Raw genomic sequence first — 25,343 nt, forward strand, 5'->3', positions numbered from 1 at the left:
ATTTATGAACAAACGTTGGATTTCTTTAGTAATGGGATTCGTTATTCTATTAGGGATGATCCCCACTTTTTCTAGCGCTGCTTCTACTGATAATTGGGTTAATCTGAAACCTAATAACCTTGTTACCAGTAATCAGGACGTCTGCTACGGCAACGGCAAGTTTATGGCGGTTACTGATGAGGGGGCCATCTTAACCTCGAGTGACGGAACAAGTTGGACGAATTACAAACCGGCAACTACATTCAAGCTTACTAGTATAAGTTGCGATAATGGCAAGTTTGTGGTTGTGAGTAGAGCTGGAGATGCATCGTCCTCTAGTGACGGGGTGAACTGGAAAACGGGTTATACCCTCAATAATTATGCACAACTTTGGGGCGTTAGCTACGGCAAAGGCCTGTATGTGGCAGTGGGAGGCAAAATTGATGCTAGAAAAGGAGCCGTATACACCTCTACGACGAGTGAGACGCCTGACTTATGGACGGATCGCAATGTAAGCACCACGTCAATTCTTACGGGCGTCACCTACGGCAACGGAAAGTTTGTGGCGGTGGGGCAATATGGAACGATACTGACCTCCAGTGACGGAGCGAGCTGGCCGAGCCAACAATCGGGCATTGCGGCAGATCTTAAAGGCGTCAAATACCTAAATGGTAAGTTTGTGTCCTGGACAGTAGACGGAAAAACGATATTGACCTCCATTGACGGAGCGAGTTGGAGTAAGATCACCACGTCGGGCATTATCTGCGCGGCATGCGAGTCGACAAATTCTGGTGTCCTTCATAGTGTCTCCTACGGCAATGGTACGTATGTGGGGGTGGGACCCGTTAATTCTATCTATACCTCCAGTGACTTAGTGAATTGGACGAAAAGCTATGCGGGTACGAACGGGTCTCTTAATGGCGTCACCTACGGCAACGGCACGTTTATCGTGGTAGGTAACAGAGGAGACATATTTCAAAACATTGATCCCCCGACATACACGATTACTTATAACGGCAACGGCAGCACGGGAGGAACCGTGCCAACGGATAGCCATTCATACGCGCAAAATGCAACGGTAACCGTATTAGGAAACACGGGAAGCTTGGTGAAGACGGGCAACACTTTCAAAGGTTGGAACACGGCGGCCAACGGAACAGGAACATCCTATGCGGCAAATGCAACGTTCGGCATGGGGGCGGCGAACGTGACACTGTACGCGCAGTGGACGGTCAACCCGACATACACCGTAACGTACACCGGCAACGGAAGCACGGGAGGAACCGTGCCAACGGATAGCAATTCATACGCGCAAAATGCAACGGTAACCGTATTAGGAAACACGGGAATCTTGGTGAAGACGGGCAACACCTTCAAAAGTTGGAACACGGCGGCCAACGGAACAGGAACATCCTATACGGCAAATGCAACGTTCGGCATGGGAGCAGCGAACGTGACGCTATACGCGCAGTGGACGGTCAACCCGACATACACCGTAACGTATAACGGCAACGGCAGCACGGGAGGAACCGTGCCAACGGATAGCCATTCATACGCGCAAAATGCAACGGTAACCGTATTAGGAAACACGGGAAGCTTGGTGAAGTCGGGCAACACCTTCAAAGGTTGGAACACGGTGGCCAACGGAACAGGAACATCCTATGCAGCAAATGCAACGTTTGGCATGGGAGCGGCGAACGTGACGCTGTACGCGCAGTGGACGGTCAACCCGACATACACCGTAACGTATAACGGCAATGGCAGCACGGGAGGAACCGTGCCAACGGATAGCATTCCGTACGCGCAAAATGCAACGGTAACCGTATTAGGAAACACGGGAAGCTTGGTGAAGACGGGCAACACGTTCGCAGGTTGGAACACGGCGGCCAACGGAACAGGAACACCCTATGCGGCAAATGCAACGTTCGGCATGGGAGCAGCGAACGTGACGCTATACGCCCAGTGGACTACCAACCCGACATACACCGTAACGTATAACGGCAACGGCAGTACGGGAGGAACCGTGCCAACGGATAGCAATCCGTACGAGCAAAATGCAACGGTAACCGTATTAGGAAACACGGGAAGCTTGGTGAAGCCGGGCAACACGTTCGCAGGTTGGAACACGGCGGCCAACGGAAGCGGCACAAGCTATGTGGCGGGCGCTGCTTTCACCATGGCAGCAGCGAATGTGACGCTGTACGCACAGTGGACGGCCAGCATTGGCGGCGGTAGCGGTGGCATCCTAACGCCACCAGATGACAGCAAAGTAATCTCAGAGAATGGTGAATTATCGCTTCCCACAGGCAAAACGGGCGAGGTTAGTTTGGAAGACGCAATCACAATAGATATTCCGGCAAATGTAACGGACAAAGAACTGAAATTAACGATTGAAAAACTTACTGAAACTCAAGATCTTCTAACGGATGAAGACGTTCTGGCTAGTCCGATCTTCGAGATTCTAAAAAATTTCTCAGAGAACTTCAGTAAACCGGTAACACTGACTTTTAAGTTTGATCCGACAAAATTGAGCGGTGATCGAAGAGCAGCCGTGTTCTATTATGATGAAGTGCAGAAGAAATGGGTGGAAGTTGGCGGTGTTGTTAGCGGTAATCAGATTACCGCAGAAGTAACCCACTTTACAAAATTTGCGGTAATGGTTGTAGGGCAAGCAACAAGTGAGCCAAAACCAACGATTAACTTTAGCGATATATCTGAACACTGGGCGAGGGCAATCATTAAGCAAGCGGTAAGCAGCGGCATCGTCACTGGTTATGAGGACGGCACGTTTAAGCCGGACAAAACCGTGACTCGTGCGGAATTTGCCGTCATGCTGATGAATGCGTTGAAGACGGAAGGAGCGGGAGCGGCGCTGACGTTCACAGATACAGCAAAGATCGGAAGCTGGGCGCAGAAAGCGGTCGCGCAAGCGGTGCAAGCAGGCATAATTAATGGCTATGAGGACGGTACATTCCGTCCAGCTGGGGAAATTACGCGTGCAGAGATGGCAGCGATGATTGCGGGTGCTTTGGGTAAATATAGCGAAGCGAATGCCACAGCAACTAGCTTCGCAGACGACAAGGACATTCCAGCGTGGGCAAAAGCTGCGGTTGCTTATGTAAAGCAAGCAGGCATCGTGCAAGGGAAAGGCGACAATGAATTTGCCCCTGGGGACCCTGCAACAAGAGCAGAGGCCGTAACGGTTATGCTGAACATGCTGGCTCAAAAGAGCAAGTAAAGTAGAAATCGTCAACCCAAACTGATTTAAGTTTAGATGTGTAAATAACAAGGGTTATCTTTAAAGCGGTAAAATTAACTGCTTAGGGGATAGCCCTTGCCTTATTTCAAATAGGAAGTCTCGATATATGTGGAGTACTGTGTGTTGATAATGAGGGAGTATTATTATTGGAGAGTATCTGGGGGTATGATATGCACTAAGTGGGATCTACTTTTCTTGCAAAAGTGATTGGTTCAGTACATTACAAATACTGGAGCATTAAATGTGAATGATATCTTATTTTATGTTTTTGGTTCAGTTTTTGGGTGGTTAATATACTCTTCTATAAGAAAAGTAAACATTCCCCAATTAGGAAAAATCAAAGTATGATTGTTGAACTAACGAGGAAGTAGTTCGAAAAGCAGTAGATTACAGCAGTATTATCAACTTTACAACCGAGGCTGGGAATGAAGGAACCACGTATCTCGAACCATCCCGTATGAGGTACAGGTAGATTCGGCAGAACAAAGGTTATAGCCAATTTTTTTGAAAAAAGTATATTAATGGATATGTTGTCCGTCTGAAAAACTGAGTACGGTGAGTATGTTCGTACAGAAGCGAACTGACGAACTTCCGAATGTACAGGTCTAAAGTTAGAGCATGCGGAAACGTAAGTATCATGAAACGATGTGGTGAGAGGCGTAAAGTAAGACTTTTCCCTATGAAAAATACGCTATGCCAAACTATGGTGGCATCGATCTCACTGGCTTAGAGGAAGCACCTAAGTTCAGCACGGGTAGCTAGGATGTAAGGGACTTGGAAAACAAGGGACGTTGCAACAAGGGCTGTTACCCGGAACGGTTTCAATAAGGCATTGACGAAATGAGTTTATCTTTTTAAGGGCAGGGGCATGTCTGATGAAGCCTTTGTAATGAAGGTGGAGGAATAGCCCTAAGTCTAATTGAAAAGAAAGATCATTCTCCAAACATGAATTGCACCGATCTGGTAGGAATGTGGGAACATCGCTTCGTCAAGGAGGGATGCCACAATGCAAACTGAAGCAACTGGCAGAATTTCAATATATGTTATTATAAAACTAATAATATAATTTCGAATTGGAGTAGTTAAGGGGATGTTTTTATGCAACGAATCTCTGATGAATATCAGGATATTTGTGGAGTACCATGCATTATACTAGAACCTTCATCTAAACAGGTTGGACAAATCCTTCTGTATCACGGATGGGGATCAACGATAGAAAGTTACAAGTTTTTTGCATCGTTAATATCAAGTTGGGGATATCGAGTAATTATACCTGAACTACCTTGCCATGGTGAGCGCGGAAATCTTAGCTATTTCGATAAAGAAACGTTACAAACAAATTTCTGGCCTGTCGTTTTCCAAGGTGTACAAGAAGCAGAGGAAATCGTTACAGAGATCATACAAAACAGTGATGGTCCAATAACTGTGGTTGGCCACTCAACAGGTGGATTTATTACCGCTGGAACATATGCTAAACATCGACAGGTTCAATCCGCAATTGTTATTAATGGTTCCTGTGCTTGGGTTCAATTTGAAGAACTATATCGCGAAAAAAATGGTTTGACTCCAATAGAAGCAAGTACAAAATCTCTTTTACAACAAAATGACCCAATTTCCTATATTCGAATGAATAATGAAAAACCATTATTGCTTCTTCATTGCCAAGATGACACTTCAATACCTATAGATAGTCAAATATATTTTATTAATGCTATTGCAACTGAGGGTAAACCAGCAGATCATATCCAATTAATTGAGTTCCCGAGAGTCAATCATCAGATCACACTAGGTATGTTGCAAAAGATAAAGGAGTTCCTTGATAATATCTTGCTGCCTCTACGCTAGCGTAAGAACGTTAGCGGAATATGCAGGGAGTAGCCCGCCACAAGGCAACTGCACCCTATTTTCGTTAAAGTAACTGGCAGTTATAGTTATTTATCAAATCTCAAAAAAAAGGGGGAGAAAAATGATGGATAAAAATTTAGCTGCTTTATTGGTCGTTGATGTACAAGTTGGGATGTTTAATAAAAGTGACCCCGTACATCAAGCTGATTTATTAATTGAGAATATAAAATCACTAATTGATAAAGCGCGTTCCTATGGAACTAAGGTCATCTACGTTCAACATAACGCTAGACCTGGAAAACCATTCGAACGTGAGACACCTGGATGGGAAATTCATCCTGCAATTCGCCCTAATGTTGGGGATACAATCATTCAAAAGAATACACCAGATTCTTTTCACGAAACCAATTTACAAGAGGAACTATTGGTTATGGGAGTAAAGCAGATTTTTCTGACTGGTATTCAAACTGAACTTTGTATTGACTCGACTTGTCGACGAGCTCAGAGTCTAGGATATAACGTGGTTCTCGTCAAAGATGCTCACAGTACGTGGAAGAGGGGCGAGTTAGATGCTGAGCAAATTATAGAGCATCACAACAATCTTCTATGTTGGTTTGCAGAAGTAAAAGAAAGCTCACAGATTCAGTTTTAAGAAGTTGGTGCGTCACTCCATTGCGCTAACTGGGAACTATAGCGTGGCGATGGAACAGATCTATTGCATGTTTTCGTTTCTGTGCGATCCGCTCAACTATCGGGCAGAATACATGAGGAAGGAACTGCCTAAAGTACTGGAGAATAAGTCTAGGAAAAATTGTGAATTTAGGGGCGAAACTCTATGGATATGGACCGGCATTTTCTTGAGATTGCATTAGAAGAAGCAGAGATAGCATCCAGTGTAGGAACGGTACCTATAGGGGCAGTACTGGTTGACCACGAGGGTAACATATTAAATAAAGGAAGAAATAGAATCTTTACTGCTAATGACCCTACTGGTCACGCCGAAATTGATGTCATAAGGCAAGCTGGAAGCAAGTTGTTAGACCCTACATATAAGCAAAAATGTACTATATATTCGACAGTTGAACCTTGCCCAATGTGTTCAGGCGCATTAATTTTAGCTGATATTTCTAGAGCTGTACGAGCATTAAGTGACGATTACTTAGGGGCTATGCGAATAATGAAGCAAGGTAATCACTTTAGACACAAATTTGATAAAATCTCTGTGATAGCAATGCCTTATAAAGACTTAGCAATCCGTTCACAGGAACTTCACCGAAAATGGAATGAACGTCGTGGTACAAAATACAATGTTAGTGATATTGTGTGAAAGTTTACTAAAGGCGAACTATAGCTCAATAACAACAGGCTGCCGATTTACACGGCAGCCTGTTGAACTAAGGGCAGAATTGCTTAGCAAGGTGCATTAAGAGCTACTATACAACTTAAGCTGACTTATGCTGTGAAGATAATTTCTGGTAAAAGACCCAATACAAACATTAGAAATCGGCCCATTCCATTCACTATCATACGCTATCTTAGTTCATGGGGATAATTTCACCGGTACCATCTTTCTTGAATTTGATCCTACAGAAACTTGGTTGGATCCGAAACAATCGCATAGATCCAATCACCAGCAATATTAAACCCGCGCATGTTATTTGGACTATATGCAGTAATTTCTGATCCATCCCTGCGCATTCTGTATAAATAGATATCTGCGCTTGAGGAGCCTTCCATATAATAAATCCAATCCTGATCAACAATAAATTCGAGAGGGTTATTCACATCTTTGTTTATTTTCTTCACATTACCAGTTCCATCAATTAGCATTTCCCAAATATCTTTGTATCCGAAATAAACGTAAGGTTCGACGATTTGAAAATCAAATAATGAACTTAATTCTGTTATTTTTTTTGGTTCCGTGCCGTCTAGATTCATCCTATTTAAAAAGGTACCACTTTTACTAAAAGTCTCGTAATATACGTTATTATTTTGAACTGCAAAATGAATGGAAACACCCTCACCTAGCACTTTTTTATTAGAACCATCCATATTCATGCGTAGTAAATTCGTCGGTTTATACGTCGTTATGTTTCGATCTGTATAATAGATGTGAGATTCATAAACTTGATAAAACCAGACAGGTGCATCAATTACAACAGAGGCTTTTTCATTGCCACTTTTTAATATACGATAGACTTTATCATCATCAGCTAAATAATATAGATAGTCACCTGCTTCTGAAATATGGGAAGATGCTTGATCATTCACTTTTATTTTTTCTTTACCATCCAGAGAAAGTTTATAAATTTTATTATTATCGGCAGTCGGATCTATTTATTTCTCTTGATGGCACTGGTATATCCTCTGGTTTTTCACTCACATCTGGCGGCGAAGATTCCGTTGTTGTAAGGATTGAAACAGTCTGGGTGGTGCCATCCCATTTCACATTAGCTCCTAATGCCTCACTAATAAAACGTACGGGCACCATGGTGAAATTGCCGACTAACTGCGGCTCTACTTCTAAGGCGACTTCCGTTCCATTCACTCTCGCTTTGCGTGACCCAATCTGAAGCCAAACTGTTGTTTTACCTTTCGTAGCAGTAACCGAATTATCCGTTTGATTCCATTGCACAGCAGCTCCTAGTGCTTCAAAAATATCTCTTAACGGAACAAATGTCTTTTCTTTGATCAAAAGAGGTTTAGCTCCCGTTATCGTTAGAGGCTGACCATCGATCTTTACCGAGATCGGAGGTATGGAGAGCTTGTCATCATATTTAACGTCTATCGCTTTGTCCTTGAACGACTTCATAAGTTTTAAGCTGATTGCATCCAGCGGATTTCCTTCCACATAGACATGTTTCAATCTTTCCGAGAGTACCAAATATGAAATATCTGAAATGTTATTACGGGAAAGAAACACATGCTCTAACGTCTCTCCGTGGATCAACAACGGTGAAATATCGTCAATTTTGTTATCAGCCAAATCTAACCAAACTAGCTTCAACTGAATTAACGGCGTAATATCTTCAATTTCATTTTTGGCTAAAAATAGTTCACTAAGTCTTGTAAGCTTTAATAATGGTGTCAGATCCTTTACTTTGGCACCAGAGACACTAAGATGTCCAAGTTGGGTCAGCCCTTGCAAAGGCGATAAATCAGAAACTTGCGTACCGCTGATATCTACAAAAGTTAACTTTGAAAGCCCAGCAACTTCATCAATCCGCGTAAGCGGTTGATTACTAACAATAAGCCTATTCAGATTCTTGGCAAACTCCAATCCCTTCAAGCTCTTAATTCCCTCTTTTTGATACGCATAAATGGAAGTTACTTTCAACAAATCATCTGCAGTCAGGTTCCCCGACGATTTACCTATGGAGGCACGAATCACTTTGTCTAATTGAGGATCTTCAATGAGATTGGACTCTGCTTGAACCTCTAAGAAAGATACGGAAAGCAGTACAAACATGATCAGCAGTGCCGAAAAAACTTTACCCATCCAGGTATATACTCTTCTTGAATTATACAAATACGGTGTCATTCTAAAACGTTCCCCTCTTCTTTTTATTAAACTACTCAATCTATGATTGAGATTGTAACTGGATTTAATAGGGAAAGCTAGACAAAATTTCATTCCCGATGAAAACGGTTCTTGATCAGATCTGTTCTGAATTCTTGGGTCACCTGAAAAAAAGGTCTCCCAAGGCAGCAAGTTTCCCTCCGCCGCACAATGGAAGCTCCTATTTGGGGTCTTTCGTCGTAAGAGGATCTGGATGCATGCCTCCAAATCATGAAACAATCGAAAATATTTCTCGAGTGTAATGACTGTTTACAACTTCATAATAAGTTGCTCTTTTTAAAGGCTTGAGGAATCAAGTCTTTTTTTGCTGAGTGTTGAATGCTATTGGCATGGAACGCACTGACTTGGTACTGAAAGTTACTTTTCTTTCTGTTTCACAATGTCAAGTAGTTAAAAAAACTGTACACGGTGTAAACAATCTCTAGATTGTTCATACTCGTTTAAATAATATAATGTTCATGTTAATGGAGATATCGTTATGAGGCGTTTCCCGCTAATTTTAGAAGAACAGGAGATAACTAAGACTGCTCAAAACGTCTCGAATGAATGCTTGTTTGAGATTTATTTTGAATGTAAACAGCTTATTCTAACCTTAATGCAAAATCGCTATTATACCTTAAAAGTTTGGAAGGAGAAGTTTTCATGAAATTAAAAATAGGTTTGTGGCTGCTGACGATAGCCCTCATAATTGGGGCGGTGTCGCCGCCAAGTAGTATGGACGTGTGGGCGGCGAGTGCGGACAAGTCCGGCGCGCTGACGGGGCTTACGTGGAATGTGAAGCAGGGGACCACCGTTATTCCAGAAGGCGGTACGATCGATCTAGCCAATGGGGATGAACTCAGCATCGAAGTATCGTTCGGTGTGCCTATTGCCGGCGATGATCCGACTCCGACGACGGTCGTGGAGCGTAATGATACGGCCAGCTTCTCGCTCAGTGAGGGGTTCACCCTTACATCGGCAACAACGCTGCCGCTTCAATTCGACGGAAAGCTCGTAGGAACGACGTCGCTAAACACGACCGGAACCAATACCGTGACGGCCGTTACGGTGTTTGATGGAGATGCGGATGTATTCGATGAGAATGGGGGCTATTATGGCGTCCAGGGGAGATTTAACGTAGGGTTGAAATATGACAGCTCCGGTGCCGCCGGGGGTGAAGGTACCCACCAAGTACAGATTCTAGGCAAGACCTATACCGTCGTGGTGCCAGCACAACCAATCGTGTACAACGTGCTGAAGACGGGGACTGCGGATTTGACCAACAAGATCATCCATTGGACGGTGAAGCTGTCCGGGACGAAGGGGGCAACCGCGGTTAATCTGGACGGGTATGTGTTCAGCGACGACCTGAGCGGCGTGGGTGCGTATGTGGCGAACACGTTCCAAGTCGACGGCGTCGCCGCCACTCCTGACGAGACAGGCAACATGGTGACGTATACCCTGGGTGATGCGGCTAGTGTACGAACCATCATGTTCGATACCGCGATTCCGGATGATAAATATTATAGGAATCACGAGGCGGAGTCAGTCAGCAATACTGCCAATCTGCTGAAGGACAATGTACTGGTGAAGAGCGGTACGGGCACGGTCACCTATACGACGCCGACGTGGATCGAGAAGACGGGAGCAGCTAAGCACAACAATCCCGACAGCGAATCTACGTATGATCCAGACGATCAATATATCACATGGACGCTTACCGCCAACAGGTCACAAGCGGCGCTAGTAGGTCTGACCATTACGGACGTGTTGCCAATAAATTTGAACTTCGTGTCGGCGCAATGGCAGACATCTACGGACGCTGTAACCTGGACGGATGACGGTGCCAGTATTGTTGTCGAACCGGCAGGGGGCGCATATACGCGCTCGGGAACGACCACCACCATGGTCCGGCTCATAATTACGAGTGAAGTGCCGTATAACAGCACCGACATAACCGTAAACAAGCGAACCTTCAATAACACCGCCACGCTGGACTGGACTGGCAAGCCAAGCAGTTCAACGATAAGCACAGGCAGCGTCGGCGTTGGCATCGGGTATGATGCGCTTAAGAAGTCAGGCGTGCTGGATAAAACTAACCGCGAAATTACATGGACAATCAAGGCCGATGCCAAGAATCAGCCCATCGCCGATATGAGAGTGTATGACTTGCTCGTCTACGACGCTAGCACGAGCATGTCCCTCACGACTGGCTGGCCAGGAGGCATCTCCGAGGCGAACGTGTCGAAGCAGTCGGGATTGCAGTATATACCGGGTAGCGATACGACTTCCGTGGGGACATTAAACGTGATTCCGATTATGAAGAACGGGCAACAAGTCGCCGATCTGATCGAAGTGACGGGATTGTCGACGACTGAGGTCAATACGATAACTTTTAAAACACGGATCGTGGACCCGGCGGTGTATGCAGGTAACAGTAATAAAAACGTGAACAATACCGCCACGCTTTTTAAGGGGATGAGCAGGCTGAGGAGCGCAACAGGCACCGTCACCTATCAAAGCCGCACGCTGGCGAAGGAACTGCTGAAGCGTGAGGCGATGGCCGATCCGGCTGCGGCGGTCAACGCGCAACGCACGACCAGCGCGAATGATGGATTTGACTATGTGGACAAGTCGGTTATCTTTCGCTTGAGCGTTAATGCGGACAGCTTGAATTTCAACTCGTCGAACGTGGCGAGCAACGAAGGAAATGATATGCTTGGCACAGCTACCGTAACGGATACGCTGCCGGCTGGCTGGGAGTTCGACGACGTCGCGCCAGGTAAGAAGTATATGATCTTCGAAGGAACAGCGGGTTCCGGTTCTTCCGTAAATGCGACTAGCACGACGCCAACGCCGGAAGCGAGCGTAACCGGACTGACGTCGAACTTCGGCACCCCAGGCCAGGTGATATTCACGTTTGCCCAATTGGACAAGCCATACGTGATTCTCGTGAAGGCCAAGCCTACGGACGCTAAGCTTGCAGGGTACTTTGACAGTAATGAAACTTCGACAATGACCAACAACCTGAACCTGCAAGCTGCGAATTGGACCCCAGGGACTTCCAATTCGCAGCAGGTGTCCATTCATAGCGAGATTCTGAATAAGTCCCATGGGCTACCTGTGAATGGAACGCTGATATGGACCATCGTGTACAATCCGAATCAGTTAGGAGCAAGCGGCCAGACGATCGTCGATACCTTGCCGCTCGGCCTGGACTTGCGCACGGATTCAACAGGCAAGCTGCTGTTGGATGACGGTCACGGTGTCAGCTACTTGACCGCTACGGAACTGACGCTGAAGCCAGATGGATCGCTGGTGGACGGAGCTGCCGTAACGCTTACACTGGGGAGTAATCTGACCTACGATAATGGAACACGTGAATTGACCTTCAATATTCCGGACTACAGCAAGGCTTACCGTCTGACCTACTTGACGGACATTACTGGCGAGATCGGCACGATTATTAACTATGCGATACTCTCTCAAGGCGACGCTAATGCGTCCAAACAAGAGATCCAGTATACGATCACTAAAGCGGACAGCTCGGCGACATTAATGCGAGGCGGCTGGCTCGTAGTGGTGAAGACGATCGGATCTACGTCAGCCCCGCTTGCCGGCGCTGAATTCACCCTCTATTCGCAAGATGGCAGCACGATCATTCGTAAGGCTGTTAGCGACGCCGACGGCAAACTGAAGATGAAAGCTATTCCGGCGGGAACGTATGTGCTCCGAGAGACGGCCGCTCCTGCTGGGGGCTATGAATTGGAAGGCATCGATCATACGGTCAGCGTCGATACCTCCGGCCTGAATGTCGTGACTTCTATCGACGGCAAGACGGGAGCGGACGCTAATATACTCGCGGTAGCGAATTATCTGACGAATACATCGGGCAAGCTCGTTATCTCCAAGACCGTTGCTGGCAATGACGGCGATCTTTCCAAGAAGTTCGATTTTACTGTGACCTTTATCGATGCGCCGGGCGTATATAACTATACCGGCACTGGCGGCGCAGCAAGTGGTACGATCGTTAGCGGTGGTACGTTCTCTCTTGCGCACGGGCAGAGCATCATCATCGCAGGGTTGCCTGCGGACTCTAAGTATACGGTGTCAGAAACGAACTATGATAATGACGGATACAAGACGACAAGTCTCGATGCAACAGACGTAATCTTGGTCGACGAAACGAAAACCGTCGCATTCGTCAACACGAAGAACGTGTGGTACGCGTCGGGCGAGGGCAGTCTGACGATCAGCAAGAATGTGTATGGAACAGTCACCGATCTGACGAAGAAGTTTAGCTTCTCGGTCGTTCTGGACGGCGCTTTGGGTACGTACGTGTATTCGGGTAGTGGTGGCAGCGGAACGATTCAGAGCGGTGGGACGGTGGCACTCGCGCACGGAGAGGCGATCACGATTACCGGCTTGCCACTCGGAACGAGCTATAAGGTTAGCGAAGTAGATTACTCGGCTGAGGGGTACAAGACAACCAGCACGGGCGCATCCGGCGTCTTCAACTCATCCGAAAGCAAGAGCGCGGCTTTTGTGAACATCTATATGGCGAAGGAGCCGACGACTGGCGGCGAGGATGGCGGGAAGGGCAACGACAGTAAGGATAACACCGGCGGCGAGGACAGCGGGAAGGGCAACGACAGTAAGGATAACACCGGCGGCGAGGACGGCGGGAAGGACAACGACAGTATGGATGACATAAGCGGCGAAGGTAGTGGAAGAAGCCAACAACCGGGAGGCGGTAATGGGGGAAGCTCCGGCGGCGCCGGCGACAATTCGACGGATGGCTCGAATGTTGGCAGTACTATCGATACCGGCAACAGCGACAAGACAGGCCACAACGGCACGCCGAAGACAGGTGACCACAACGACAAGCAGATCGGTCAACTCGGGTTGGTCATCTTTGGAGCGGCGCTTGCTGCATTAATCGGCACGAATGTCATCTTGCGCAGAAGAATCGGCAGGAAGCGTTAATTAACAAGTAAGAGTTCAATAAACAGCCTCGACAGGAGGGCCTGTGTAGCGAATGAACAATGCCGCCGCAGGTCCTTTACGCGGAGAAGGGAAACAACATGAAGCATAGTAGAGCGCAGCGGTATTTATGCTTGCTCATGGGCCTATGCATCGTCGGTATCGTCTGCTCGGCATATGTGTTGCTGTCGGCAGATCGGGCATATACATATGGCGGTACAGCTTACGATCAAATCCGATTGTACAACCAGACGCCGAAGCAGCTATCTGCTTCGGCGTCGCTGCCGGCTTCGGATCAGAAAGAGTCTGTTGACCCCCGTGAACCGGCGAAGAGTGCAGTTGATTTTGCCATGCTGGCGGACATTAATCCGTATACGGTGGCTTGGTTGAAGTCCGAAAATACGCAGATCGATTACCCGGTCGTGCAAGGACAAGATAATGCCTATTATCTCGAGCATCTGTTCACGGGCGAGTCGAATCGGATGGGCAGCTTGTTCGTCGATTACCGGACGCCGGGCGACTTCTCCGGGCGAATGACGATTATCTACGGCCATCAAATGAAAAACGGCTCAATGTTCGCCTCGCTGCTTGAGTATAAAAAGCAGATGTATTACGATGCTCACCCGCAGATGCAAGTTGAGACGCCAAGCGGCAGTTATACCCTGGAGTTGTTCGCGGGCATCATCGCGGATGGCAAGGAGGAGTTCCTCCGGCGCGACTTCGACGATGAGGATGATTACGTGGCCTATATCCATTCGCTGGTGGAAGCGTCTACGTTTCGTACGAATGTAACGGTGGGGGCGGACGAGAGAATCGTGGCCTTGATTACTTGTTCTTACGAGTACACAAATGCCAGGTATGCACTATTAGGGAAGCTAGTTCCGGAAGCGGCGTAGCTACGTAGCTGTGAACGGTACAGAATGCACGTTTTACAATATGTCATTAAAATAGGAGGCTAGTGGAAATTGACAGGACAAAAGAACAGGTTCATGTTACAGGTATCTTTGGGCACCATAGCACTCAGCTTTATCATCCATTTATTGTATAGAAAATTTAATTTTATGAAAAACATGGGACACATGATGTCGATGGAGAATATGGCTACTGGTCATGATACCGGTCAATACTATTCATTCGCACTGAGCATTTTTTTAATTATTCCCGTGGTTTTCTTGGGGGTAGCGTATATTCTTTATCGTAAGCAAACAGATCAACCCCTAATACCAATGCTTAATACATTAGTTCTTACGTTTTCTAGTATCTCTATTATTGCTGGTGGGGGAGGGGGGATAGAGCTGCATTTTTCTATATTTATGGTGGTTGCCATAGTAGCCTATTATGAAGATATTAAGCTAATTGCCCTTATGACAGGCATTTTCGCCTTGCAGCATGTTTTAGGATATTTCTTTGTGCCTAAGTTGATCTTTGGGAGTAGCGATTACTCCTTCGTAATGCTTCTTGTACACGCTATTTTCCTGATCTTAACGTCCGGTGCAACAAGTCTCCAGGTTGTATCTAAGGAAAGAATTATGAGGGCAGTAGAATTGGAAAAAGCGATTAAACAAAAAGAAGCTGAAGCGCTTCTCGAAACGGTACGAAAACATTCTCAAGAATTAGAACAAGCATCTGTAATCATTTCAGAGAAATCTGAAAATAACATTGTGGCTAATCATGATATGCTGGCTACTTTTAAAGAAGTGTCTACAGGTCTTGAATATCAAAGCGAATCACTAAGCAATATGGAGACTAATCTGCACAGTATTAATGAGATGATTGAGCAGAACTCCCAATCCTTTTCTGACTTGCAAGCAACGGCTGCTACAACAGCAACAACGATGCATAACAACCAAAATAATATTGAACCTTTGTTTGAGCAAGTTAGAATCGTATCCAATGCGATACACCAAACGACGGACACCATGCAAAATTTATATGAGTCTTCTCACCAAGTAGGGGATATTATTACCACGATTCAACAAATAGCTAGCCAAACGGGTATTTTAGCTTTAAATGCTTCAATAGAAGCAGCTCGAGCTGGGGAACATGGCAGGGGGTTTGCGGTCGTTGCCAGTGAGATTCGGAAATTAGCTGAGCAGAGTAATAAGGCTACATATGAAATAAAGGCAATTCTAACTAATATTCAAGAGGAAAGTGAAGAATCTTTAACCCAGATTGAAGTTGGAAGACAAGCCACATCTCACACGGTTGTACTTGCAGAAGCGTCGATATCCAGTTTGGAGCAAATGAACCAGGCCATTACCGAGATGATTGAGATTGTTAAAGCCCTTAATGAATCTGTGAAACATATTGAACTGCGGTCACAAGTGATTTCTAATGAAATGACTAACATATCAGCGGTCACCGAAGAAAGCGTGTCCACTGTACAAGAGCTTTATAGCACTACAGAAACCCAATCGAATACTTCTTACCACATTAATAGAGAGTTACTCCGTTTGAAGGAGCTTTCCAAAACGTTACAGGAACAATTTTCTGCTTAAGTTTGTAAAGGACCGCCATTCCAATGTTTCTGTGACATTTCCATTTTTATTCTTGAAAATTATAGAGAGATGTCATTGCCCGTGTAACCTATGTCGGGCTTATTTGTCTGCGTGATAGCCCGCATTGCGGAAACATTTTTAATGAGATTTTGAAACACATACTTACTATGTTAGGAGAATGAATCTAGCGATGATAGTAAACCGATTAATTGTAGAGTCACGCGTATTTAATGCGTACTTCAATACGTTTAAGGAACGGTTTTGTCTTACTCCGAGGGAGATTGAGGTATTGAGCCTGTTGATCGTTTGTGGAAACAATAATAGAGAGTTAGGTGAACAACTCCATATCACTGAAAAAACGCTGAATAATCATATTACTAAGATTAAGTTTAAAACCAGAACACATTCCATTCGGGAGCTTCAAGCATTTATTTATCGAGACTCTTTCAACCTGCTTCTCGTCAATATATTTAAAAATGAAGAGAATATGTCGGAGCCATTTTATTTTCAGCGATGATCTCAGATAGATTTGTATGCTAAACCGCGTAAATTCTAAGTGAAAAGTACCCGCAAACAAGCAATAATGAAGAAAGGCAAATCCATCGAAAGGTGGAGACGCAAAGCCACAGGTCTAAGCCAGGAACATATTCATTCTGGGATGATAGCTGGGTTACCTTTAGAGGCTTGTTTTTTGCATGAAAAAGAATTGAACTAATCCTCTTTAATTTGTAAATAAGGAGATGCATATGTTTGCAAATAACGTTCCAATTTTACACCATTACAATTTGTTGTATCTTGCTAATTGTAATGCTCATTATGGCATTAAGACTATTTCGACTGAGAAAAAAACAAGTATATTTGATACTAACATTCGGCCTGATACTTGCAGTGGTATATGAAGTCCTTAAAATGACCTCGATAGGATCCAAATCACTACTGCACATTGCTAGTGCCATCATGTTCATGAACATAAATATTGGAATTTACGCTTCATACCTCAATAAGATAAAACGAAGCATAATTTACTATTTGGTTACTGCGATTTTCATCCCACTCTTACTCTTCTTTAGCAGTTCTTTCCATGCAGATTTATCACTTTTCATCATTGAACTTGCAGCTGTATGTATCTCCTGGATACTTATCAGCCCTCATATAGATGAGATGATTAAATACCGATTATCATTAATAATCTATTCAGTTATTATTGTGATAAACATTGAAACAGACCACCTTTGGCGAACAGAAAAATGGATCCTAATTGCAAATGATATTCTACCGATTATTTACTATTCTATCCTGCTCTTAATCTTTATCGAACGTTTCCTAACTATGTTTCAGAGTGTTGTGGACTCATCATTAATAGATGGGCTAACTGGACTGTACAATCGTAAAGCTATCAGCGCTAGGATTAAGCAATGTGTGGAAAAAGGGGGATGTGTGATCGTATTCACGGATATTGATAATTTTAAGCAGCTCAATGATACCCTTGGCCACCATGCTGGGGATGCTGCATTAAAGACCGTCGCTGAAATTTTACAAGAAGAGACAGATGAAATTGGTTTTCCCGGGCGCTATGGAGGTGAAGAACTCATTGCTGTAATTGATGATAAAGATACGATCTCGCGTATTGAAGAGTGGGCAGAGAACTTCCGTTCTAGAGTAGAGAGAGAGAGTAATGTCACCTTAAGCATAGGATTCAGTATATCCCGTAATGGTATAAGCCCTGAGAAGCTGCTCGAGCAAGCTGATCTAGGCATGTACTCCGCTAAACGGTCCGGTAAGAATAAAATTGTAGCATATAAAGACGAACTGGATACGGAGGGAATTAAAGATTAAACGTAACTTATATAGTCATAACAATACATAATTGCATGACTGATTTTCTAGCGTGCGCCGCATCTTCTCGAGCTGGCTGCCGCGGACACGGTGATCCGCAACGCTGGTCTTCCTCTTTAAGTTACTGCGAACTCGATTGAACTAGCCTTTAGGTTAGATTTATTCTCCAACACAACAGTCACATCCGACCAGAAATAGTAGGATCCCCCCTGCTGCATTTTCCCAAAAACTTTTATAATAGAAGGTGTGTGCAACAAAAGTAGGTTATTTGTTATATTTATTTGAAATATCTTCCTTCATTTTCTAATAAGGGGACTGGAATTATGTATAAATTGGTCATTGTCGATGATGAGCCTGCTGTCCGGGGAGGGCTTAGCAAATTCGTTGAGTGGAGTAACTATGGGATTGTTCTGGCTGGAACAGCAGATGATGGAGATACGGGATTAGAGCTGATCGAGCGAGTGAAACCTGATATCGTGCTGACGGATGTGATGATGCCGGTCATGGACGGTATTCGAATGTCGAGGGAGATTCGAGAGCGGCTTCCAGAGACGAAAATCGTATTTATCAGTGGCCACAATGAAGCCAACCTGTTGCGTTCGGCCTTGCAGGTTCATGCTGCCGATTATATTTTCAAACCAGTGAAACGAACCGAGCTCCAAAAGGTGATTGAAGGTGTCGTGCGAGACTTACGTTCGGAAGAGATGGATCGGCAACGTCTTAAAGATATGGAGGTCAAATTGACCCAGAGTATGCCACTGCTTAGGGAGAAATTTTTGATGGCATTGATCCAAGATGGGGACGCCAAGCCTGAGGTGCTGCGGGAAAGAGCTGCTTTTCTCAATCTGGAACTGCCGATGGAAACGCCATATCTGGTGCTCGTGATAACCATTGATGATGCAAGGGAGATGTTAAGTTGTCGCTCGGAGAGGGATAAGCAATTGTTGTCTTACTCACTCTTGAACGTCGTTCAAGAACTGATTGATCAGTACCTGCATGGGTATGCATTCGAGAACAGAGCGGCTGAATTCGTTGGACTGTTAGTGCTGGATGATCCAATGAAAGACCCCGAAGCAGCGCTGCTTTTGCTGGCAGAGGAGATTCGCGACAATCTGAAGCGCTGGTTAAATATCAGCGTTACGATTGGTGTAGGCGAGCGTGCCGATAATATCTGGATGCTGCCAGCGTCTTTTCGGCATGCACGCGATGCGGCGGACCAAAAGTGGTACATGGGCAAGAATCAAGTGATTACGATGGACAGTTTAGAAGTTGGAGTTGCCAGTCCAATTCGGTTCGATAGCAGTCAGAGTGAGCGACTGGTATCCGCTCTGAAATCGGGGGAAAAGCAACAAGTAGAGTTTGAAATGGCAAGCATTCTTGAGCCGATGGCGCAAATTCGCAAGGACGGGTTTAAGTACGGCAGGCAGGTAGGACTGCAAATGATCGCTCTCGCGGGCAGGTTGCTGCTTGATCTTAATTTGCTATCCCGTGAAAAAGAAGAGGAGGAAGCGTGGGCGCTCGATCGACTCCTGAAGCTGGAAACGATGGCCGAGTTAACAACTTTTGTAAGCGATTACCTTTACAGCATATGCTGCTGGATTCAAGAGAAACGGAGTGGACGTTCGAGTAATGTGATTGAACAGATTCAGAAGTTTATCTCTGAGAATTACGCCAAGAACTTGGCCATCGCGGAAATCGCCGCTTACGTTTATCTCAGTCAAACTTACGTCAGCTTACTGTTCAAGCAGGAGACTGGCGAAACGATTTACGAATATTTGATGAAAGTTCGAATTGCGAAAGCGAAGGAATTGCTGGCAGATCCTCGTATCAAGTTCTACGAAGTGTGCGAGCTAGTCGGCTATACGGATCCGAGTTATTTTAGCAAGCTGTTCAAGAAAATGACCGGACTTACCCCAAGCGCTTATCGGGACCAACAATAGGAGAAGTAGTCTGTAGCATTCAAAAGGGGTGATTCAGTGAGAGGGAATTTGCAAAAAAGAAGGATACGGCCCTCTAACCTGTGGGAAGGCGTTGTGGCGGCTAGGAGGTGGATGCTCGCGTATGGTCTGATGATTTTCCTGCCAGTCTGCATCATGTTGTTCGTCTACTATGAACAGTCCTCCCGGATTTTGCAAGAGGAAGTGACCCAGACCATGCAGCAGACGCTCAAACAGGCAGGTATTAATTTAAGTTCGCGGCTTAACAATGTGCAGAATTCATCCAATTCTATATTTATGAATAATAAACTGTATGAAAATTTGGATCCTGCTTACCCGATTATCGAACGCATCGCTCAGTCCAAGGAGCTGCGCAACTTGCTCGAATCTGTTCAGTCGGCACCAGACATTGTCAGGGTACGTGTTTTCACCGATCCGGGGAATTTATACGGATTCGATTTATTGAATCTTTTTCCGCTAGATAGCTTGAAAGATCGCCCATGGAATAATGAGGTCATGAACGCTGCCGGCAGTATTGTGTGGACGGGCATCTACGAAGAAAACTATCTGGACTCGGGACCTGCACGTATTCTTTCTTGTGCTCGATTGCTGAGACATCCGCGGAATTTTGCCCAGAGTCTTGGAGTGCTCATGCTTGATGTTCCTGAGAAGATGCTAACTGAAATTATTTCCGAGCTTAATTTTCCAGCGCAAAGTCGTGTATATATCGTGGATCGCAGTGGGACTATCATTTACAGCGCGGAGCATTCGGTGATCGGCACAAAGACTGCCCTCGCGAGCGCATCTGACGAAGGAATCATCAAACGGTCTGAAAACGGTGTAGACGTGTTTGAAGTACGTGCACCCATCCGGGCTGCGGATTGGCGTCTCGTGCTAGAGGTGCCCAAGACGGGCTTGACGCATCGCACAACAACGTTAAGTCAGTGGTCCGGCATCGCGACGGTCGTTGGCATGACGATCATGTTTTTGATCCTCGTGTTCATGTTATTGGCTTTCGTTATTAACGGGATGAACCGGCGAATCAAATCGGTGGTCAAGACGATCCGCACGGAAGGTGTCGAAGGGCTGGAGGAGCCGGGAGGCGACTTCCGGTTGCTTGAGCGAGTTGTCGATCATTTAGTGCATCGATTGAAAGATTTGATGGAGGAGGCCTACCGCTCAAAAATGCTGGAGCGAGAGGCAGAACTTCGTGCGCTGCAAGCTCAGATCAATCCGCATTTTCTCTATAATACCTTGGATACGATTAATTGGTTGGCGATCTCTCGCGAAGCCGAAGATATTAGCCACATGATTGAGAGTCTGTCTGATTATTTTCGGCTTAGCCTGAATAAAGGGAAGGATCATGTCTGCGTAGTGGATGAGCTTGAGCTCGCCAGAGTCTATTTGGAGATTCAACAGAATCGCTTCCCTTCCACATTTGAGTTCGTCATTGAAGCAGATTCGGAGGCGAGTCGCTGTGTCATTCCGAAGCTGACGCTGCAACCCATCGTTGAGAATGCGCTGCTTCACGGCATACGTAAAAATAAGGGCAAAATCGGAATCATTAACATTCATGCGAAGCGCAGTGGGGACGTGCTTGAGATTACCATCACAGATAATGGGATCGGCATGGACGAGCAGCTAGCTTCCAGTCTGTTGTCTACTTCGCGTCCTTTACAGCATGCAGAAGGAAATGGCAGCTCGTATGGACTATATAATGTGAACGAGAGAATCAAGCTTATGGCTGGTTCCGATTATGGATTGACGGTTCGTTCACGTCTTGGTGAGGGGACTGTGGTAATCGTTCGTCTCAAGGCGATGCAAGAGGAACAAACTGAGTAGGATACAACTAGAAAGTGTCGGATTACCCTCTACATGACGCATTCTCCTGTAGGTACAATAAAGCCATAAGTGCAGGAGGTGCAACCACAATATGAGCGAAATCATCACACATTTGAATGGGAAGGCAGGGGAGACCAAGTTTTCCCGCAAGGGTGAAAGCAGATGGCGAAGGGTATGGCGGAACCTAGATACGTATGTACTGCTGGTGCCTGGGCTGCTTCTACTGTTGCTGTTCAAATACACGCCGATGTATGGCGTCTTAATCGCTTTTCAGGATTTCAACATTTTTGACGGGATCAAAGGAAGCCAATGGGTCGGATTGGAGCAGTTCCGAAAGCTCATGCAATCTGAAGAATTTGTGGGAGTGTTCACGAATACATTGCTCATCAGTATTTACAAAATTGTGTTGTTGTTCCCGATACCCATCCTGATCGCCCTGCTGCTGAACGAAATTCGGTTCCCGGCGTTCAAACGGACGATCCAGACGATTATCTACATGCCTCACTTCTTGTCCTGGGTCATTATATCTGGCTTGTTCATGACGATCTTGTCCCCTTCTGACGGACTTGTCAATACCGTCATCCGATGGTTCGGCGGCGATCCCATACGATTTTTTATGGACAACCACGTATTTAGAAGTGTCGTCGTGTTCACAGCAGGCTGGAAGGAGATTGGCTGGAACGCGATTATCTTCATCGCTGCCTTAGCGAGTGTTGAACAAGAGCAGTACGAGGCGGCTTCCATCGACGGAGCGAGTCGCCTGCAGCAGATGTGGCATATTTCGCTTCCCGGCATTGTGCCGACGATTATTCTAATGCTCATTCTCCGCCTTGGTATGGTGCTGGATGCAGGCACAGAACAGATTCTGACAATGTATAACCCTACTGTTTACGCATCCGGCGATGTTATCGGTACTTTTGTTTACCGAATTGGTCTCGGAAAGATGGATTACAGCTTCAGCACGGCAGTCGGCCTTTTCAATTCGGTCGTTGGCTTTATTCTCATCATCTCCGGCAACTGGCTCAGCAAAAAAACGCTGAACCGCGGAATATGGTAAGGAGGCCTGACATGCAAATCCGTAAAAGAACATTCAGCGACTGGGTATTAGACAGTTTCGTCTACGGCTTCATGATTGTGCTAGGCCTCATTACTTTATTGCCGATGATCCACGTGTTCTCCAAATCCGTCAGCTCGGATTGGGCGCTTGTATCTGGACAGGTGAATCTGCTCCCGGTAGGCTTTCAGCTGGATACGCTCGTAAAAGTCGCCACATCCTATGCATTTGGCCGGGCATTCGTCATTTCGGTCATCGTAACCGTAGTTGGGACACTTTTGAGCATATTGGTGACCGCCATAACAGCTTATCCGCTATCTAAGCGGCATTTGCCTGGTATCTCAGGAATCATGATCTTGTTCGTGTTCACGATGCTTTTTAACGGAGGACTAATTCCGAATTACTTGTTAATTCGTGAGCTGCATCTACTCAACAATCTATGGTCGCTCATTTTGCCTGCCATGATTAGTGTTTTCAATATGCTGGTCATCAAGAGCTATTATGAAGGTCTTCCCGAAGCACTTGAAGAATCGGCTCGAATGGATGGAGCAAAAACGTATATGATTTTGTTCCGCATCATTCTACCGCTCAGTATGCCCGTGCTGGCTGCGATTGCCTTGTTCTATGCTGTAGGCTTTTGGAACGACTACTTCAGTCCGATGCTGTACATTAGCGATCCATTATTGAAAACGCTTCAACTACATCTGCGTGATATCGTGATGGAGAACGATACGGCGAATGCGCTTAACAAGTCAGCAGATGATCTGATGAATGTGTCACCGGAAAGCATCCGAGCTGCCACTGTGGTCGCTTCTACGGTACCTATCCTGCTCGTATATCCGTTCCTTCAGAAATATTTTATTAAAGGTGTATTGATTGGTTCCGTCAAAGGTTAATGCTGCATTAACGCCGGCGGAATCCACCGCTGCTTAATGATAAATCTTAGAATATATAGGAGGGTTAACAAATGAAGAAAACGATGAAATGGGCTGCACTCCCTGTCGCAGTCAGCCTGATTTTTCTTACCGCTTGTGGTGCAAGCAGTGAAGGCGAGAAAAGCAGCTCCCCAACGCCGGCCTCGTCCACGCAGCCAGCGACTGCCGGCCCCAAGCCTGAACTGAAAGCGCTTATGCGATTAGGACCTAACTTCGCTAAAGATCCAATTGCCGCTATGCTGGAAGAGAAGACGGGGTATAAAGTCAATTACGAAGCCCTTCCGGTCGATAAGCCAGAAGACAAACTCAATCTTCTGATTGCCTCCTCGGAGCCTTATGATATCGTCTCGACAGCTGGGGACAGCAGTTCCAAAGCGATCTACGCCGATTATGCCAAAAAAGGCGCACTGGTTGATCTAACTCCGCTCATTGAGAAGTACGGTAAAAACATCAAAGCATCGCTGTCCAAAGAGACACTGGAAATGGCCAAAGTCGACGGTAAAATCTATGCCATTCCGACGCGAACCCTCGAATCCGTCGGCACGAGTCTGCTGATCCGTAAGGATTGGTTGGATAAGCTGGGTCTGAAAGTCCCGACAACGCTTGACGAGCTATTGGTTGTACTTAAGGCGTTCAAGGAGAAGGACCCTGGTGGTAACGGGGCTAAAAATATTCCAATGTCTATTAAGGGCGACAATCCGTTGGTTGATAACCTCGTAGGTGCCTTTGGCATGGTCAACGATTGGAACGATGTGAGCGGTAAGCTGATCCCCCGAGCTATGAATCCTGCGTTTAAGGAATATTTGACTTATATGTCTGATTTGTATAAGCAAGGATTGCTTGATCAAGAGTTTGCGATTAACAAAGATGCAACAGTGAAGGAGAAGTTTACAAACGGCAAAGCGGGTGCGATCGTGTTGCATTGGGCTGACATTCCAACGATCGACGATGCCCTAAAGAAAAACTTCCCGAATGCGACCTATAGCTACATTCCGGCATTGATTGGCAAGAACGGCCAGGCAGGTCTGGCACAATCATCGGGATTTGATAGATTGACATTTATTCCGAAAGCTTCTAAACATCCGGAAGATGCGATCAAATGGATGGACGCCAAGTTAGAACCGGATACGTTCAAAAACATGGCGATTGGCGTAGAAGGTACGCACCATACAGTGAAAGACGGAAATTTTTTCCCAGTTTTGCCTATTTTCAATGACGAGCGAGGAACTGCCAGCAATTATTTGACTGGTATCGACGAAACCAAATATCCGATCTACTGGCAAGCTCGCGTCCGCAAAGATGATCGACTCTACAAAGGTTGGGAGTTCCTGAACAAGTTGCAGAAGCCAGAAGTGTTTAAGCAGAATCCGTTGGGATTAGCACCTTACTTTCCGAATTACTCGAAGGAAAATGCACAGCTTAACCAAATGGTCAACGATTATGCGGTCAAGATCATTGTTGGCGGCGAACAGCTTACAGGATTCGATGCATTTACGGATAAATTCAAAAAAGCCGGTGGCCAAACGAGCTACGATGAAATTAATGCTTGGTACGTGACAACTCGTAAATAGCACAGTGCGGCAGTCTGTGATGACGCTCATGCGATGCAGACTGCC

Annotated in this window: 16 protein-coding genes and 1 riboswitch; of the genes, 14 read left to right on the forward strand and 2 right to left on the reverse strand. The window is 45.7% G+C overall.

The window, feature by feature from the left end:
- Nucleotides 1-4 precede the first annotated feature (4 nt).
- The 4 genes from J2736_RS01250 (at nucleotide 5) to J2736_RS01265 (ending at nucleotide 6,410) form a co-directional block, all read left to right on the forward strand.
- Complete coding sequence (locus J2736_RS01250) at nucleotides 5-3,217, forward strand: InlB B-repeat-containing protein (protein ID WP_310222739.1); 3,213 nt, start codon at nucleotides 5-7, stop codon at nucleotides 3,215-3,217.
- A 1,119-nt stretch (nucleotides 3,218-4,336) separates the two neighbouring features.
- The gene (locus tag J2736_RS01255; RefSeq protein ID WP_310222741.1) at nucleotides 4,337-5,083 is read left to right on the forward strand and encodes an alpha/beta hydrolase; all 747 of its coding nucleotides are present in this window, start codon (nucleotides 4,337-4,339) and stop codon (nucleotides 5,081-5,083) included.
- Between the two features lie 121 nt (nucleotides 5,084-5,204).
- Nucleotides 5,205-5,735, forward strand: a complete 531-nt coding sequence (locus tag J2736_RS01260) for a cysteine hydrolase family protein (protein ID WP_310222742.1) — start codon at nucleotides 5,205-5,207, stop codon at nucleotides 5,733-5,735.
- Nucleotides 5,736-5,918: 183 nt separating this feature from the next.
- Nucleotides 5,919-6,410 (forward strand): nucleoside deaminase, encoded by a 492-nt coding sequence (locus J2736_RS01265; protein ID WP_310222744.1) that lies wholly within the window; start codon nucleotides 5,919-5,921, stop codon nucleotides 6,408-6,410.
- A 257-nt stretch (nucleotides 6,411-6,667) separates the two neighbouring features.
- Here the strand turns inward: J2736_RS01265 and J2736_RS01270 are convergent, their stop codons facing one another.
- Both J2736_RS01270 and J2736_RS01275 read right to left on the reverse strand, forming a co-directional pair.
- Nucleotides 6,668-7,354 carry a DUF5050 domain-containing protein gene (locus J2736_RS01270; protein ID WP_310222746.1) on the reverse strand — a complete coding sequence of 229 codons (687 nt, stop codon included), beginning with the start codon at nucleotides 7,352-7,354 and terminating at the stop codon, nucleotides 6,668-6,670.
- A 46-nt stretch (nucleotides 7,355-7,400) separates the two neighbouring features.
- On the reverse strand, nucleotides 7,401-8,582 hold the full coding sequence (locus J2736_RS01275; RefSeq protein WP_310222748.1) for a stalk domain-containing protein: 1,182 nt from the start codon (nucleotides 8,580-8,582) through the stop codon (nucleotides 7,401-7,403).
- Between the two features lie 723 nt (nucleotides 8,583-9,305).
- Here J2736_RS01275 and J2736_RS01280 point away from each other — a divergent pair.
- The 10 genes from J2736_RS01280 (at nucleotide 9,306) to J2736_RS01325 (ending at nucleotide 25,298) form a co-directional block, all read left to right on the forward strand.
- Complete coding sequence (locus tag J2736_RS01280) at nucleotides 9,306-13,628, forward strand: DUF7601 domain-containing protein (protein WP_310222750.1); 4,323 nt, start codon at nucleotides 9,306-9,308, stop codon at nucleotides 13,626-13,628.
- A gap of 98 nt (nucleotides 13,629-13,726) precedes the next feature.
- Complete coding sequence (gene srtB, locus J2736_RS01285; RefSeq protein WP_310222753.1) at nucleotides 13,727-14,521, forward strand: class B sortase; 795 nt, start codon at nucleotides 13,727-13,729, stop codon at nucleotides 14,519-14,521.
- Between the two features lie 69 nt (nucleotides 14,522-14,590).
- Nucleotides 14,591-16,123: a methyl-accepting chemotaxis protein gene (locus tag J2736_RS01290; protein WP_310222755.1), complete on the forward strand. Its 1,533-nt coding sequence runs from the start codon at nucleotides 14,591-14,593 to the stop codon at nucleotides 16,121-16,123.
- A gap of 190 nt (nucleotides 16,124-16,313) precedes the next feature.
- Nucleotides 16,314-16,640, forward strand: a complete 327-nt coding sequence (locus tag J2736_RS01295) for a helix-turn-helix domain-containing protein (protein ID WP_310222757.1) — start codon at nucleotides 16,314-16,316, stop codon at nucleotides 16,638-16,640.
- A 65-nt stretch (nucleotides 16,641-16,705) separates the two neighbouring features.
- Nucleotides 16,706-16,801, forward strand: a riboswitch (cyclic di-GMP riboswitch).
- A 138-nt stretch (nucleotides 16,802-16,939) separates the two neighbouring features.
- The gene (locus J2736_RS01300; protein ID WP_310222759.1) at nucleotides 16,940-17,959 is read left to right on the forward strand and encodes a GGDEF domain-containing protein; all 1,020 of its coding nucleotides are present in this window, start codon (nucleotides 16,940-16,942) and stop codon (nucleotides 17,957-17,959) included.
- Between the two features lie 323 nt (nucleotides 17,960-18,282).
- Complete coding sequence (locus tag J2736_RS01305; protein ID WP_310222761.1) at nucleotides 18,283-19,899, forward strand: response regulator; 1,617 nt, start codon at nucleotides 18,283-18,285, stop codon at nucleotides 19,897-19,899.
- Between the two features lie 111 nt (nucleotides 19,900-20,010).
- Entirely contained in the window at nucleotides 20,011-21,738 is a 1,728-nt protein-coding gene (locus tag J2736_RS01310; RefSeq protein ID WP_310222763.1) for a sensor histidine kinase, read from the forward strand.
- A 91-nt stretch (nucleotides 21,739-21,829) separates the two neighbouring features.
- A complete protein-coding gene (locus tag J2736_RS01315; RefSeq protein ID WP_310222765.1) occupies nucleotides 21,830-22,795 on the forward strand; it encodes an ABC transporter permease in 966 nt (321 codons plus the stop codon).
- Between the two features lie 11 nt (nucleotides 22,796-22,806).
- On the forward strand, nucleotides 22,807-23,688 hold the full coding sequence (locus tag J2736_RS01320) for a carbohydrate ABC transporter permease (RefSeq protein ID WP_310222768.1): 882 nt from the start codon (nucleotides 22,807-22,809) through the stop codon (nucleotides 23,686-23,688).
- Nucleotides 23,689-23,759: 71 nt separating this feature from the next.
- A complete protein-coding gene (locus J2736_RS01325) occupies nucleotides 23,760-25,298 on the forward strand; it encodes an extracellular solute-binding protein (protein ID WP_310222770.1) in 1,539 nt (512 codons plus the stop codon).
- Nucleotides 25,299-25,343 lie beyond the last annotated feature (45 nt).

Origin of the sequence: Paenibacillus qinlingensis (assembly GCF_031455095.1) — a bacterium.
Taxonomy (GTDB): Bacteria; Bacillota; Bacilli; order Paenibacillales; family NBRC-103111; genus Paenibacillus_E; species Paenibacillus_E qinlingensis_A.